Genomic DNA, 13,430 nt, shown 5'->3' with positions numbered 1-13,430 from the left:
TCGCTCGCGCCGGCGCCGGCCGCCGCGCTCGCCGAGCTGCCGCCCTGCGCGAGCGCGCCGCTCGCGCGGCTCGGCCGGCGGGTCACCGCCGTGCTCGCCGCCGCCGACGGCGCGACGGTGGTCGGCACCTTCGACGATGGCGTCGTGTGGCTCGGGCCTGACGGCGCCGCGGAGGCGGTCCCGGGGCTCGAGGGGCGCTCGCGGTTCGTGAACGCGCTCGCGGAGCACGACGGGCTCGTGTGGGCGGCGACGCAGGGCGGGCTCGTGGCGCTCGACGGGCCGCGGGAGGCGCTCGTACTGCTGCGGGGAGAGGGCGTCACGGCGCTCGCGCGCGCGGGAGCGCGGCTCTACGCCGGGACGGCGCGCGGCGTGTTCCGCGTCTCGGCGGACCGCGGCGCCGAGCCCATGGCGGTGACCGGTCCGGACGGCGAGCCGATCCGCGCGACCGCGCTCGCCGCGACGGCGACGGAGCTCTGGATCGGGACGGCCTCCGGCGCCTACGCGCTGCCGCTCGCGAACCTCGACGCGCCGCTCCTCGCGCGGACGGCCGCCTGGCACCCGCTCGTGTTCGGTGCGCCGGGCGCCGCGACGAACGTGGTCACCGCGCTCGCGCCGCTCGGTGACGGCGCGCTCGCCGGCACCGACGACGGCGGGCTCGTGCGGCTCGCGCGGGACGGGGGCGTCGCCGCGCTGAGGCTCGCCGACGCCCGCGCGAACGAGGTGAACCCGAACGCCGCCGCGGCGACCGGCGGGGGGGTGGTGGTCGGGACGCAGGGCGGCGGGCTCGTCTTCGCTCGGACGCGGGAGGCGGGGCTCGGCGCGGGGAGGCCGCGCGGGCTCGAGCGCCTCGCCGTGTCGGCGGTGTGGGCGGGGGCGGACGAGGTGATCCTGGCCGGGACGGCGGACGGCGAGGTGCTGCGGCTCGCCTGCGAGCGGCCGGGATCGTGAGGCTCGGACGGCTACCGCCCGAAGACGACCGCGAGGCGGCGGCGGAGCTCGTCGCGGACGTCGCGGAACGCCTGGAGCCGGTCCTCCTCCGGGCCTCCCGCGCCGGCGGGATCGGGGAGGCCCCAGTGGACGCGGTGCGCCTTCCCCAGGAAGGCCGGGCAGACCTCCTCTGCGCAGAGCGTGACGACCGCGTCGACGGTGTCGGGAGGGATCGCCTCCACGCTCTTCGAGCGGTGGCCGGCGATGTCGAGGCCGATCTCGGCGAGCGCGCGCACGGCGAGCGGGTTCACGCGCGAGGGCTGCGAGCCCGCCGACGACACGGTCACCCCGGCGGGCGCGAGCGAACGCGCGATGCCCTCGGCCATCTGGCTGCGGGCGGAGTTCGCGACGCAGAGGAACAGGACGTGGCGCGGCGCGAGCCTCCGGAGCTCCTCCGCCTCGCGCCGCCAGTCCGCGCCGGTCACGGGCTCGCCTTCCCGCGCGCGGGGCCGAAGCTCCCCGCGCAGTTCTTCACGCCCGCGAGCTCCGCCGTCTCGCCCGGGAAGAAGCGGTCGCGGAGCCGGAGGGCGACCGTGACGAGGCCGATGAGCACCGGCACCTCGACGAGCGGCCCGATCACCGCCGCGAACGCCGCGCCGTGCGCCATCCCGAACGTCGCGACCGCCACCGCGATGGCGAGCTCGAAGTTGTTCGACGCCGCCGTGAAGGAGAGGGTGGCGGTCTGGCCATAGCTCGCCCCGACCTTCCGGCTCATGAAGAACGAGACGAAGAACATGACGACGAAGTAGACGAGGAGCGGGATCGCGATCCGCACCACGTCGAGCGGCACCTGCACGATGGTCTCGCCCTTGAGCGAGAACATCACGATGATGGTGAAGAGGAGGGCGACGAGCGTGATGGGCGAGATGCGCGGGATGAAGACCCCGCGGTACCACGCCTCGCCCTTCCAGGCGCGGAGGCCGAAGCGGCTCGCCATCCCGGCCAGGAAGGGGACGCCGAGGTAGACGAAGACGCTCTTCGCGATCTCGCCGATGGTGATGTGGACCTCGGCGCCGGCGAGGCCGAGCCAGCGCGGCAGGACCGTGATGAAGACCCAGGCGTAGACCGAGAAGAACAGCACCTGGAAGATCGAGTTGAACGCGACGAGCCCGGCGCAGTACTCGGTGTCGCCCCTGGCGAGGTCGTTCCAGACGATGACCATCGCGATGCAGCGCGCGAGGCCGATGAGGATGAGGCCGACCATGTACTCGGGGCGGTCGCGCAGGAAGATCACGGCCAGCGCGAACATGAGCAACGGTCCCACGATCCAGTTCTGGACGAGGGAGAGCGCGAGCACCTTCCCGTTCCGGAAGACCCGCGGCAGCTCCTCGTAGCGGACCTTCGCGAGGGGCGGGTACATCATCAGGACGAGGCCCACCGCGATCGGGATCGAGGTCGTCCCGACCGACATCCGCTCGAGCATGGGGACGACGCCCGGCACGAGGAAGCCGAGCGCCACGCCCGCGCCCATGGCGAGGAAGATCCAGAGCGTCAGGTAGCGGTCGAGGAACGAGAGGCGACGGGTCACGCCGGCGCGCGCCGGCGCGACGAGGGTGGCTTCGGACATGGGCTAGAGGCTCCCGACGAGGGACTTGAGCCGGCGCAGGGTGCGGGGCTCGATGCAGTAGCAGACGCGCGGACCGTCGATCTCGCCGCGGATGAGGCCCGCCTCCTTGAGCACCTTGAGGTGCTGCGAGACGGTGGACTGCGCCAGCGGGAGCTCGTCGACGATGTCGCCGCAGACGCACGCCTCGCGGCGGACCAGGAGGCGGAGGATCTGGACCCGCGCCGGGTGCCCGACCGCCTTCGCGAGGAGCGCCAGCTCCTCGTCCGCGTCGGAGCCCTCGACCGGCCGGAGGTCGGGTTCCTGTCTCGGCTCCGGAGCCGGACCGCAGGCCGGGACCTTCTTGAGCTGGGGCGCCATGGAATCGGCTATCTACGATGGACGCGCGCGAGAGGCAAGACCGGGCGCCCGGGCGAGCGGGCGCGTCACGCACCTGTCACCGGATGAGCCCCCGCCGGGCGGCGCCCGGCGAGCGGGTTCGGGGTATCGCCGGTTCATGGAAAACGCTCAGCCACAGGGAATGGTCGGGCTGGCGATCGTGATCTGGTCGTCGCTGGTCGTGCTCGTCTACGGGTTCCTGCGCATGGCGGGGATCCTCGGCCACGGGCACGAGCGGCGCCCGCGCAGACGCGCGCGCTAGCGAGATCGAGCGGTCGCGGGGTCGCGCACGGCAAGCCGCGCGGGATCCGCAAATCGCAAAAAGACGATGACACCGGCTCCGGGATTCCCGATACTCCGCGCCGCGGCCGAGGGTCGGCTCGCGAAAGGACGGCCTCGTGAAGCTACCCGTGCTCGGCGAGTCGGAGGAGGCACCGGTGTGCTGCGCGCAGCCGGCGCCGCGGACGACGGCGGAGGCGGCGGCGCGAGGCGCGAGCCCCGTCAAGACCGCGGCGCTGCTCGCCGGTGGCCTCGCCGTCTGGGCGGCCGCCTATGCGCTCGTCCACCCGCTCTCGGAGCTCGCCGCCTTCCGGGCGCTCGGGCTCTCGCCGTCCTCGCGCCTCGGCCAGAGCGTCGCGTTCTTCCTCTACGACGCGCCGAAGGTGCTGCTGCTCCTCGTCCTCATCGTCTTCGGCGTCGGGATCGTGCGCTCGTTCTTCACCGCCGAGCGGACCCGCGCCCTGCTCGCCGGCAGGCGCGAGTCGGTGGGGAACGTCCTCGCCGCGCTGCTCGGCGTCGTGACGCCGTTCTGCTCCTGCTCCGCCGTTCCGCTCTTCCTCGGGTTCGTGGAGGTCGGGATCCCGCTGGGCGTCACGCTGTCCTTCCTCGTCGCCGCACCCATGGTGAACGAGGTCGCGCTGGTCCTCCTCCTCGGGCTCTTCGGATGGAAGGTCGCCGCGCTCTACCTCGTCACCGGGCTCGCGATCGCCGTCGCCGCGGGCTTCGTGCTGGGGAGGATGAAGCTCGAGCGCTACGTCGAGCCATGGGTCTACGCGTCGATGAAGCGGAGCGAGGTCCACGAGCGCGAGCGGCTCGGGTTCCAGGGCAGAGTCGAGAAGGGCGTCGAGGCGGTGCGGGACGTGGTCGGCAAGGTGTGGCCCTGGGTGCTCGCCGGGATCGCGGTGGGCGCAGGAGTCCACGGGTACGTGCCGGAGGGGCTGCTCGCCGGGTTCATGGGGAAGTCCGCGTGGTGGTCCGTCCCGGCCGCGGTCGCGATCGGCGTCCCGATGTACTCGAACGCGGCGGGCATCATCCCGGTGGTCGAGGCTCTGCTCGGGAAGGGGGCCGCGCTCGGCACCGTGCTCGCCTTCATGATGTCGGTGATCGGCCTCTCGCTCCCGGAGATCGTGATCCTCCGGAAGGTGCTCCGCCCGCCGCTCATCGCCGCCTTCGTCGGGATCGTCGCGCTCGGCATCCTGCTCGTCGGCTGGCTCTTCAACGCGGTCCTCTGATGGCGCCACCCGCTCGCGTGGAGCCTGCTGCGACGCACGCTGCCTGCCTGCGCCGGGCGGCCTCGTCGTTGCGCTCCTCGACGTGCCTTACAGGCACGCCTGCGGTGCTCACGCCTCGGAGCGCCCGGCTCGGCGATGGCATCGCGCGTCTCGCGACGGCTCCACGCAAGCGACGGGCGCCATGAGGTGACGAGATGAAGATCCAGGTGCTCGGTACCGGCTGCGCCAAGTGCAAGGCGCTCACCGCCAACGCCGAGAAGGCCGTCGAGGCGCTCGGGCTCGTGGTGGCGGTGGAGAAGGTGGAGGACCTCCGCGAGATCATGCGGCTCGGGGTGATGACCACGCCCGCGCTGGTGGTGGACGGGAAGGTCCGCGCCGCCGGCAAGGTCCTCACCGCGGACGCAGTGATGGAGCTCCTGAGGTCCTGAGACGACGTCCCCGCGACGCGGCTCAGCCCGGGATCGCCTCGTACGCTCGCCTCACCTCGTCGGCCCCGTAGCTCCGCTCGAGCCGCCTCACCGTGAAGTGACCCCAGGCGGTCTTCTGGTAGTGCTGGATGAAGACCGAGTTGATGCCCGCGCCGGCGAGCGCGCCCACGATGGGCACGAGCTGGGCGACCGTCTTCTGCGCGACCTGGGTCCCGAACCGCTGGGCGATGAGCCCGACCAGGCGCGCGACCGCCGGCGCGCTGCGCTCGGCGGCGAGGTCTCCCATGGCGCGGGCGCCGAGCTGCTCGGCGGCGCGCGCGACCGCCTGCGAGAGCGCCACGCGCACGGCGAAGTAGCCGGCCTCGGCCGCGTCGTCGCTCGCTGCGCGCCCGCCCATCGCGAAGACGCCGAGGCACTCGAGCCGCACGCGCAGCTCGGAGAGATCCTCGCCCTGGGCGCGCGCGTGGTCCGCGATGGAGCGGAGCATGAGCGTCGTCGAGAAGGGCAGCTCGATGGCGAGGGTCGCGGCGCCGAGCGCACCGCCGAGCGCCCCGGAGGCGATGACGGCCGCGCGGTGCGCGAGGTCGGAGGCGGCGCCGGGCGCTCCGCGCACGGCGAGCGGAGGCGCGCCGGCGGCCCCCGTCGCCTCGCGGAAGTCGAGGGTCCGCACGGCGAGCTCGAGCCCCTTCTCGAGCGCGGTGCGCGTCGCGCTCCCCACGAGATCGCGCGTGCGAACCGGCAGCTTCTCGACGAGCCGCTCGATCGGCCGGCCGACGCGGCTCGCGAGCTGGATGGCGAGATCGGGGGTCTCGAGGACGTGCTTCGCCTGCTCGAGGGCGAGGGCGTCGGCGCGATCGAGGGGACCTGGCATCCGCGAAGCCTATCGCGCGGAGCGCGCCCGCGCCGCGCCCCGGTCGGCCCCGAGCCCCCGGACCCCCGGGCCTTTCAGCTCAGGATTCGTCGCACCTTCGGCTGCCGACCGACGGAAGCGGCTCCGGTGGAACGAGCGGCGCATTGCGCGCTCCGGTTCGGCATCGACGGGTCGGTCCGGCGCGGTCGAAAACGCTTCGTTCAAAGCACTCCAGCGGCAAGAACGGTGCCCGTCACCGAGGGGACGTGGGTCGGGAGTTCGGTAGGGAGGTACGCGAGCGGCGAGCCGTCACTCCAGCTACGCTGGCCATGCGAGCCGGTCGCCGCAGAATCACGGCGCCCACATCCCCAGCTGCATGACGGGGCGCAGAGGCGCCTCGTCAGCGCGCAAGAGGTCGCTCGCATCGCGGCGAAAGCGATCCATGTGCTCGCGCCCGAAGGTGTTCTCTGCGTGAAGCAGATTGTGGGCTCGGCAGGCGAGCCGAAGATTGTCGATCGTCGACGGTCCCCCGAGGGCGGCGGGTTGGATGTGGTCGAGCTCGAGCTTCCACCTGCTGTTGCAGCGGCAGCCGTCCGGGCCGACCCAGGCGCAGCGCCCGCCGTCGCGCTCCCACACGGCGCGGCGCACTATCGCCGGGATCGTGGACCTCGCCGCCGGCGGCTTGACCGCGGCCTTCGTCGTCTTGGCCTGCTTCGCGCGCTCGTTTAAGCCATCTTTGGCGTCCTTGGTCTTCAGTTCCGGTGCGACCGCGCCCTTACGCTTGCCGTGTTTCTCGATGGCGCAGCGGATCGCCTCGTGGAGCACCGACGCGAGGTCGCCGTCCGGGACCTTGTGTGACAGAAGCGACCGGAGCGTCTCGAGGTCCTCCTTGCAGGCGCGGTCGAGGGTGACCCTGAGCGACCAGTGGCTCTCCGAGACGGCGAGTGTCTCGGCCCTTCGCTTCGGCTGCGTGAGGATCGGCGGGGTCGCTGGGAGCGGACCGGTGGTGGGTCCCGGATCGAGGGCCGGCTCCGCCGTCGCCATCTCGGCTCGCTCCGATCCCGAGAGGGGCGGCGCTGCGCTCGCCGCGGCGGGGGCGCGCTCGGCCAGCTTGCGGAGGCCAGCGCGCGGCGCGGTGCGCGCCTGGATGGAGGCGACGAGGTGCTCGACCTCGGCCCGAGTCCGGAAGACGGCGCGAGCGAGGAGGTCGTCCACGTTCTCCTCGGTGAGCACCTGGCCGAGGAGCGCCACGGTGGACAAGCAAAGGCGCCCATCGCGCAGAGGAGCCTCGAGGATCGGGAAGCGGCGCAGCACCCGCATCGCCTGGATGCGCCGGCCGGCGGCGCCCTCGCGGAGGTGGAGCGCCTCCAAACAGTACGCCCAGAGGGACGCATGGCCGACCTCGACGAAGGCGCGGCGCCGATCGAACTCGTCGAGGTGCAGGAGGAAGTCGACCTGGACGTTCCGTTCCTCTCCGGCGAGCTCGCGCAGGCGGATCGCGAGCGCGTTCGATTCGAGAGAAGCGGGGGCGAGCGCAGACATAGGTGTGCACCTCCAGTACACCCTTCGTAGCACGCGATTTCCGGAGCTCCGGAGACGCTCCAGGTTCGCGTCTGGCCGCCGTTCTCCGTCGCGCCCTCGTCGATGCCCCAAGGCGACCGGCGCGCGCGGCCCGCGCGAGAATCGTGCGCGAGAGCGGCCTTTCCGCGCCGCCCGTATGCCCGAGGGCGATCGAGGCGAGAAGGCGTCAATGGGAAATGTTTCACCCACCGCAACTGGGACGCCCGCCCTGAGCGCGAGCGAGCCTGCGAGATCCCGGCGAACTGCCGCTGGCGATAGCTGTTACCATAGGTGAACCGCGGCGACCTCCGCGACGCTCCGGCCCGTGCGCCGGCGCGAGCTGAGGATGCGCGTCGTTCGCATGCGCCCGCGCGAATTCACGGCTGGGCCGCGCCCACCGGACCGACACGACGAGACGTGCGCCTGGTTAGCCGCCTCTGGCGCGTTCATCGGGGGAGCGCCCGGAGCGCGTGCGCGGGCCCCGTCGATGCCCGAATCCGACATGCGCACGGAGACGGCGATCGAACGCCCACCGCTCGTCCGGAGAGCACCTGCACTTGTGATGAATGAAGAGTGCCTCTCACGCCGCGGGCGCCGGCAGCACGCCGGCCACGAGGAACGTGCTGCGCGGGAACGCCTCGGTGTCGATGGTGAGGGCGCGCTCGTGCCGGAACTCGACGTCGTGCGCGGCGGTGACCGTGCAGTACCAGGTCTCCGGCGTCGCGAGCGGGGCGGGGGCCGCGAAGGCCGCCGGCGAGAAGAGCGCCAGGTTCGGGCCGCGGCGAGGGTCGCGCGCCGAGGGGTAGCGGACGGCCTCGATGCCGTCGGCCCGCATCTCGGTCCCGAGCTGCTGACTCGACGTGTAGTCGCTCGGCGAGCAGAGCTTGCGGAGGGAGGCCTTGAACGCGGGCGACGACAGGTCCACCCCCGCCCGCGTCGCGACCGCGACCTGGAACGCCGAGAACGGCATCGCGTGCGGCGCGAGCTTCGCCTTCGTCCCCTCGAAGAAGACGATCCGGTAGTAGGCCGTCTCGGCGAGCGCGGTGCGGAGCACCTCGGAGCCGTACCAGAGGCTCGGCTCGTGGCGGCCCCCGAAGCGCGAGCCGTACCTGAGCGGCGGGTACCGGAACGGAGAGTAGAGGAGGTAGTGCAGCCTCCCGAGCACGGGGTCCGGCGGCAGCGGCGGCTTGTGGTCGTCGATCATCCGCTCGAGCAGCGCGTGCTCGGCGTCCGAATCGACGAGGGGCCGCGTCGAGATGATCCGCTGGCCCTCCGCGATGCGCCAGGGCCGGCCCTCGAGCGCCCGGGCGTTAGACCTTCCCCCGCATCGCGTCCAGATACTGCGTGACATTCACCAGCCCCTCGACGCTCCGCACGAGGAGTGCGGGAGTGCCGCCGAGATGAGCGTTCTCGGCGTGGAACCACGCGCGGCAGCTCGCTGCGTCTCCCAGTAAAGCACTGAGGCTGCGGTACATGCGCAGGAAAGTGAGCGCAAGCTCGCCCTCCTTGGCGCCGGGGTCGATCGCCCGCGCGGACGCGCGGAGCCGCGAGACGGAGGCGCCGCTGACGCCGATGATCCGCGCGAGCTGCGCGTCCGTGAGCTCGAGGAGCTCCGCCGCGCGGAGCGTCGCCTTCGTCAGGACGGCGCCCGGCTCCGGCGACCTCGCGGTGTGGGCGGATGCGCGCATCGGACCTCCAGATGACGCGGGGAAGGACTGCTTTCACCTGGAAGATTAATGGCGGCATCTTTCATTTGCAAGAGGCGCTGGCGCGGGCCAGCGGCGACCGGAGCCGCGCGGGGCCCGGGGAGGACTCGCCGGGCGAGCACTGCGGGGCCCGGCGGGCGCGCGGCCCCTTCAGGGCACGAGGACCGCCGCGCCCTCGATCCTCCCCGCGCGCAGCCGATCGAGCGCCTCGTTGGCCGCGGCGAGCGGAAACGGCGTCACCTCGCAGCGCACGGGCACGCGCGGCGCGAGCGCGAGGAACGCCTCGCCGTCCGCGCGGGTGAGGTTCGCGACGGAGCGCAGGACGCGCTCCCCCCACAGGAGCGCATACGGAAACCGCGGGATGTCGCTCATGTGGATGCCGGCGCAGACGACCGTCCCGCCCGGCGCCACCGCCGCGAGCGCGGCGGGGACGAGCGCGCCCACCGGCGCGAAGATCACGGCCGCGTCGAGCGGGGCTGGCGGGGGCGCGTCCGAGCCGCCCGCCCAGGCCGCGCCGAGGTCGAGCGCGAGCCGCTGCGAGGCGTCGTCACCGGGCCGCGTGAACGCGAAGACCTCCTGGCCGGCGTGGCGGGCGACCTGTGCGAGGATGTGCCCCGCCGCGCCGAAGCCGTAGATCCCGAGCCGCGCCGCGTCGCCCGCCATGCGCCAGGCGCGGTGCCCGATGAGCCCGGCGCACAGGAGCGGCGCGGTCGCGACCGGGTCGGTGCCGGGAGGAAGCGGGAACGCGAAGCGCGCGTCCGCGACGGCGTACTCCGCGTACCCGCCGTCCCGCTGCCAGCCGGTGAAGCGCGCGCGCTCGCAGAGGTTCTCGCGGCCCGCCCTGCAGAACCCGCAGGCCCCGCACGCCCAGGCGAGCCAGGCGACGCCGGCGCGATCTCCCGGCGCGAAGCGCGCCACGCCCGGGCCAGCGCGCACGACCTCGCCGACGATCTCGTGCCCGGGCACGACGGGCCGGCCGGGGAGGGCGAGGTCGCCGTCGGCGACGTGCAGGTCGGTGCGGCAGACACCGCAGGCGAGGACGCGCACCAGGATCTCGCCGGGCCCTGGCTCGGGGACGGGGAGGTCGCGGGCGGCGAGCGGCCGGCCCGGATGCTCGACGACCATCGCGCGCACGGACGAGAGCCTACCGTGTTCCGGCGGGCGCGGCTCGAGGCACTGCGGTCCTCTCCCAGCCGAAGGGCGGACGGCTGGACCCCCGCCCCCGGGGCGCGATCGCACCGTCGGATCGGTGCGGCGGGTGGGTGCGCGGCGCCGCGCGCACCCGAGGTGCGGATCCACGCCGGCAGGCGTTGATCGGCAGGCGCTTCTCGTTAGGAGTTCACCCCAGCCGAAGCAACGTCCGCAACGACCGTGAGGCGCCCCGAATGGACCCGCTTTCCAGCCCCGACATGGACCCGCAGGAGACGCGCGAGTGGCTCGACGCCCTCGAGGGCGTCCTCGAGCGCGAAGGGACCGAGCGCGCGCACTTCCTCATCGAGCACCTCATCGACCGGGCGCGGCGAGCCGGCGCGTACGTGCCGTTCTCGGCGAACACCGCCTACGTCAACACCATCCCGGTCGAGCTGCAGCCGCGCTTCCCGGGCGACTTCGCCCTCGAGCAGCGGATCCGCCACTACATCCGCTGGAACGCGATGGCGATGGTGGTCCGCGCGAACAAGCACACGAACGTCGGCGGCCACATCGCGAGCTTCGCCTCCGCCGCGACGCTCTACGACGTCGGCTACAACCACTTCTGGCGCTCCTGGTCCGAGGAGCGCGGCGGCGATCTCGTCTTCCTGCAGGGTCACTCCTCCCCCGGCATCTACGCGCGCGCGTTCCTGCTCGGCCTCCTCAGCGAGGAGCAGCTCACGAACTTCCGGCAGGAGGTCGAGGGGAAGGGCATCTCGTCCTACCCGCACCCCTGGCTCATGCCCGAGTTCTGGCAGTTCCCCACCGTGTCGATGGGGCTCGGGCCGCTCATGGCGATCTACCAGGCCCGCTTCATGAAGTACCTGGCGGACCGGAGCGTGGTGGACACCGAGGGCCGCAAGGTCTGGGTCTTCACCGGCGACGGCGAGATGGACGAGCCCGAGGCGATGGGCGCCATCGGCCTCGCCGGCCGCGAGAAGCTCGACAACCTCATCTTCGTGGTGAACTGCAACCTGCAGCGGCTCGACGGGCCGGTGCGGGGCAACGGCAAGATCATCCAGGAGCTCGAGAGCACGTTCCGGGGCGCCGGCTGGAACGTCCTCAAGGTGATCTGGGGCCGGCACTGGGATCCGCTGCTCGCGAAGGACAAGAGCGGCGCCCTCCGCCGCCGGATGATGGAGGTGGTGGACGGTGAGTACCAGGTCTACAAGTCGCGGGACGGCGCCTTCGTCCGCGAGCACTTCTTCGACAGCCCGGAGCTGAAGGACCTCGTCGCCGAGCTCTCCGACGAGGACATCTGGCGCCTCAACCGCGGCGGCCACGATCCGTTCAAGGTCTACGCCGCCTACCAGGCGGCGGTGAGCCACGAGGGCCAGCCGACGGTCATCCTCGCGAAGACCATCAAGGGCTACGGCATGGGCGAGGCGGGCGAGGCGATGAACATCGCCCACCAGCAGAAGAAGATCGCGACGGACGCGGTCCGGCGCTTCCGGGACCGCTTCGACCTCCCCGTCCCCGACGACAAGCTCGAGGAGGTGCCCTTCCTCAAATTCGAGGAGGGGTCGAAGGAGCTCGAGTACATGCGCGCCCGCCGCGCCGAGCTCGGGGGCGATCGCCCGCGGCGGCGCCGCCGCGCGCCGGAGACGCTCGAGGTCCCGCCGCTCGCCACGTTCGACCGGCTCCTCAAGAGCACCGAGGACCGGGAGATCTCCACCACGATGGCGCTCGTGCAGATCATGAGCATCCTCGCGCGCGACAAGAAGATCGGCGCGCGCGTCGTGCCGATCGTGCCGGACGAGGGGCGCACCTTCGGGATGGAGGGCATGTACCGGCAGCTCGGCATCTGGAGCCACGTCGGCCAGCTCTACACGCCGGAGGACGCGGACCAGCTCGCCTTCTACCGCGAGGACCGGAAGGGCCAGGTGCTGCAGGAGGGCATCACCGAGGCGGGCGGGATGGCGGAGTGGATGGCGGCGGCCTCGTCGTACTCCGTGCACGGCCGCTCGATGATCCCGTTCTACCTGTTCTACTCGATGTTCGGCTTCCAGCGCGTCGGCGACTTCGCCTGGGCCGCAGGCGACATGCGCTGCCGCGGCTTCCTCGTCGGCGGCACGTCGGGCCGCACCACCCTGAACGGCGAGGGGCTCCAGCACGAGGACGGCCACTCGCAGGTGTTCGCGTCGGTGATCCCGAACTGCCGCTCGTACGATCCGACCTTCTCCTACGAGGTCGCGGTCATCGTGCAGGACGGGCTCCGGCGCATGGTGCAGGAGCAGGAGGACGTCTACTACTACCTGACCGTCCTCAACGAGAACTACGTGCACCCGGCGATGCCCGAGGGCGCGGCCGAGGACATCATCCGCGGCATGTACCTCTTCAAGCGCGGGGCGGGGGGCGACAAGAAGGCCCCGCGCGTCCAGCTGCTCGGCTCGGGCGCGATCCTCCGCGAGGTGATCGCCGCCGCCGATCTCCTGAAGAGCCACTGGGGCGTGGACGCCGACCTGTGGGCCTGCCCGAGCTTCACGGAGCTCGCCCGCGACGGCATGGCGGTCGCGCGCGAGAACCTCCTCCACCCCGAGGCGCCGGCGAAGAAGTCGCACGTCGAGCGCTTCCTCGGCGAGACCTCCGGGCCGGTGGTCGCCGCGACGGACTACGTGCGCACGTTCGCCGAGCAGATCCGGCCGTACGTGGGCCGCAGGTACCTCGTGCTCGGCACGGACGGCTACGGGCGCTCCGACACCCGCGAGCGGCTCCGCCGCTTCTTCGAGGTGGACCGGCACCACGTGGCGGTCGCCGCGCTGAAGTCGCTCGCGGACGAGGGGAAGCTCCCCGCCGCGAAGGTGACGGAGGCCATCCGCAAGTACGGCATCGATCCCGCGAAGCCGGCGCCGTGGACCGTGTAGGCGCCCCGGAGAGCGAACGACCCATGAGCACCATCGAGGTGAAGGTCCCCGCGCTCGGCGACTTCAAGGACGTGCCGATCATCGACGTCCTCGTGAAGCCGGGCGACGCGGTGAGCAAGGACGACGCGCTCGTGACGCTCGAGTCGGAGAAGGCGACGATGGACGTGCCGTCGCCCGCGGCGGGCACCATCAAGGACCTGCGGGTGAAGGTCGGCGATCGCGTGAGCGAGGGGAGCGTCGTGCTCACCCTCGACGAGGCGGGGGCGGCCAGGCCGGCCGCGAAGGCCGCGCCCCCTTCGGCCGCGAAGCCCGCGCCCCCGGCGGCCACGAAGCCCGCGCCCTCTCCCGCGCCCGCCGGGAAGCGCGACGGCGCGGCGGCACCGGCCGCGCGGGC

At 72.7% G+C, this 13,430-nt stretch carries 13 protein-coding genes and 1 pseudogene; 6 read left to right on the top strand and 8 right to left on the bottom strand.

Translation table 11 applies throughout. From position 1 onward, the window contains the following. Nucleotides 1–948 (top strand): annotated as a pseudogene (locus tag MNZ39_RS20455) (hypothetical protein); the annotation flags it as partial. Between the two features lie 11 nt (nt 949–959). On the opposite strand, the gene MNZ39_RS20450 reads toward MNZ39_RS20455, so the two are convergent. Genes MNZ39_RS20450 through MNZ39_RS20440 form a run of 3 tightly spaced genes read right to left on the bottom strand, consistent with a single transcriptional unit; the run spans nt 960 to nt 2,911 of the window. Continuing rightward, nucleotides 960–1,412 carry an arsenate reductase ArsC gene (locus MNZ39_RS20450; protein WP_242340941.1) on the bottom strand — a complete coding sequence of 151 codons (453 nt, stop codon included), beginning with the start codon at nt 1,410–1,412 and terminating at the stop codon, nt 960–962. Continuing rightward, nucleotides 1,409–2,554, bottom strand: coding sequence for an ACR3 family arsenite efflux transporter (arsB, locus tag MNZ39_RS20445; RefSeq protein ID WP_242340939.1), 1,146 nt, complete (start codon nt 2,552–2,554; stop codon nt 1,409–1,411). Before arsB ends, MNZ39_RS20450 begins: the two co-directional genes overlap by 4 nt. 3 nt (nt 2,555–2,557) lie before the next feature. Further along, the gene (locus tag MNZ39_RS20440) at nt 2,558–2,911 is read right to left on the bottom strand and encodes a helix-turn-helix transcriptional regulator (protein ID WP_242340938.1); all 354 of its coding nucleotides are present in this window, start codon (nt 2,909–2,911) and stop codon (nt 2,558–2,560) included. 136 nt (nt 2,912–3,047) lie between these two features. Between MNZ39_RS20440 and MNZ39_RS20435 the strand changes: the two genes are divergently transcribed. The 3 genes from MNZ39_RS20435 to MNZ39_RS20425 all read left to right on the top strand — a co-directional run bounded on the left by MNZ39_RS20435 (nt 3,048) and on the right by MNZ39_RS20425 (nt 4,868). Further along, a complete protein-coding gene (locus tag MNZ39_RS20435) occupies nt 3,048–3,191 on the top strand; it encodes a hypothetical protein (protein ID WP_242340937.1) in 144 nt (47 codons plus the stop codon). A 136-nt stretch (nt 3,192–3,327) separates the two neighbouring features. Further along, nucleotides 3,328–4,440, top strand: a complete 1,113-nt coding sequence (locus tag MNZ39_RS20430) for a permease (protein WP_242340936.1) — start codon at nt 3,328–3,330, stop codon at nt 4,438–4,440. A 194-nt stretch (nt 4,441–4,634) separates the two neighbouring features. Beyond that, entirely contained in the window at nt 4,635–4,868 is a 234-nt protein-coding gene (locus MNZ39_RS20425; protein ID WP_242340935.1) for a thioredoxin family protein, read from the top strand. A 22-nt stretch (nt 4,869–4,890) separates the two neighbouring features. Here the strand turns inward: MNZ39_RS20425 and MNZ39_RS20420 are convergent, their stop codons facing one another. The 5 genes from MNZ39_RS20420 to MNZ39_RS20400 form a co-directional block, all read right to left on the bottom strand. Beyond that, nucleotides 4,891–5,739: an EcsC family protein gene (locus MNZ39_RS20420; RefSeq protein WP_242340934.1), complete on the bottom strand. Its 849-nt coding sequence runs from the start codon at nt 5,737–5,739 to the stop codon at nt 4,891–4,893. A gap of 330 nt (nt 5,740–6,069) precedes the next feature. After that, nucleotides 6,070–7,260 carry an HNH endonuclease gene (locus MNZ39_RS20415; protein ID WP_242340933.1) on the bottom strand — a complete coding sequence of 397 codons (1,191 nt, stop codon included), beginning with the start codon at nt 7,258–7,260 and terminating at the stop codon, nt 6,070–6,072. A gap of 598 nt (nt 7,261–7,858) precedes the next feature. Beyond that, nucleotides 7,859–8,629 carry an RES family NAD+ phosphorylase gene (locus MNZ39_RS20410; protein WP_242340932.1) on the bottom strand — a complete coding sequence of 257 codons (771 nt, stop codon included), beginning with the start codon at nt 8,627–8,629 and terminating at the stop codon, nt 7,859–7,861. Next, nucleotides 8,589–8,966: an MbcA/ParS/Xre antitoxin family protein gene (locus MNZ39_RS20405; RefSeq protein ID WP_242340931.1), complete on the bottom strand. Its 378-nt coding sequence runs from the start codon at nt 8,964–8,966 to the stop codon at nt 8,589–8,591. The genes MNZ39_RS20410 and MNZ39_RS20405 overlap by 41 nt, the downstream gene beginning before the upstream one ends. 168 nt (nt 8,967–9,134) lie before the next feature. Continuing rightward, nucleotides 9,135–10,118 carry a zinc-dependent alcohol dehydrogenase family protein gene (locus tag MNZ39_RS20400; RefSeq protein WP_242340930.1) on the bottom strand — a complete coding sequence of 328 codons (984 nt, stop codon included), beginning with the start codon at nt 10,116–10,118 and terminating at the stop codon, nt 9,135–9,137. 251 nt (nt 10,119–10,369) lie between these two features. Between MNZ39_RS20400 and aceE the strand changes: the two genes are divergently transcribed. Both aceE and MNZ39_RS20390 read left to right on the top strand, forming a co-directional pair. Continuing rightward, complete coding sequence (aceE, locus tag MNZ39_RS20395) at nt 10,370–13,036, top strand: pyruvate dehydrogenase (acetyl-transferring), homodimeric type (RefSeq protein ID WP_242340929.1); 2,667 nt, start codon at nt 10,370–10,372, stop codon at nt 13,034–13,036. A 23-nt stretch (nt 13,037–13,059) separates the two neighbouring features. Beyond that, nucleotides 13,060–13,430, top strand: a 371-nt coding sequence (locus tag MNZ39_RS20390) for a biotin/lipoyl-containing protein (RefSeq protein WP_305037342.1), incomplete at its 3' end; no start/stop codon positions are given.

It is taken from the genome of Anaeromyxobacter sp. SG66 (assembly GCF_022690805.1).
GTDB classification, from domain to species: Bacteria; Myxococcota; Myxococcia; order Myxococcales; family Anaeromyxobacteraceae; genus Anaeromyxobacter; species Anaeromyxobacter soli.
The sequence above is the reverse complement of the archived record's forward strand: the minus strand, read 5'-3'. Positions and strand labels throughout refer to the sequence as shown.